The sequence below is a fragment of the Shewanella sp. 10N.286.52.B9 genome (assembly GCF_002873635.1).
In the GTDB taxonomy this organism is placed as follows: domain Bacteria; phylum Pseudomonadota; class Gammaproteobacteria; order Enterobacterales; family Shewanellaceae; genus Shewanella.
Map to the genome: position 1 here is coordinate 1 of NZ_MCTY01000153.1, position 422 is coordinate 422.

At 31.5% G+C, this 422-nt stretch carries 1 protein-coding gene; it reads right to left on the reverse strand.

Going from position 1 to position 422, the window contains the following annotated elements; translation table 11 throughout:
- Positions 1-178: 178 nt before the first annotated feature.
- A partial coding sequence (locus tag BCU91_RS08185; RefSeq protein ID WP_206747619.1) for a hypothetical protein occupies positions 179-422 on the reverse strand: 244 nt, incomplete at its 5' end.

The following is a 422-nucleotide window of genomic DNA, read 5'->3' on the forward strand; positions in this document are numbered from 1 at the left end:
AAATCATGGTATTTTAAACTTTTATTCCCCAAGGTTTACTCAAATCAGTGATAGAGCAGCTGTTTAAACTGTACTATTTGTGTGGCCCACTAATCTACAGTCATACAAAGCTGTATGAGTAAATCATGAGCGCTAACTCATGATAACTACATGTAGATAAAATCTTTCCTTGGTTCTTTTACTTAAAATCATCTTGCTGTAGTTGTCTAAATTTATTAGCAAATTTTTTTGTCACTTCTGCAATCATCTCATCAAAAATAGTCTTTCTTACAGAATCGCCTTGTTGTATTATTTGACCATTTTTATCGACAATGACTAGTTCAAAGCCTTCACCAATTAGTAGTTCATTATTCGTTGCAGATATGATGCTTTGAAGTTCAATCATTTTTCGTCCAAATTTATTAAGTGGACTCTTATTTAAT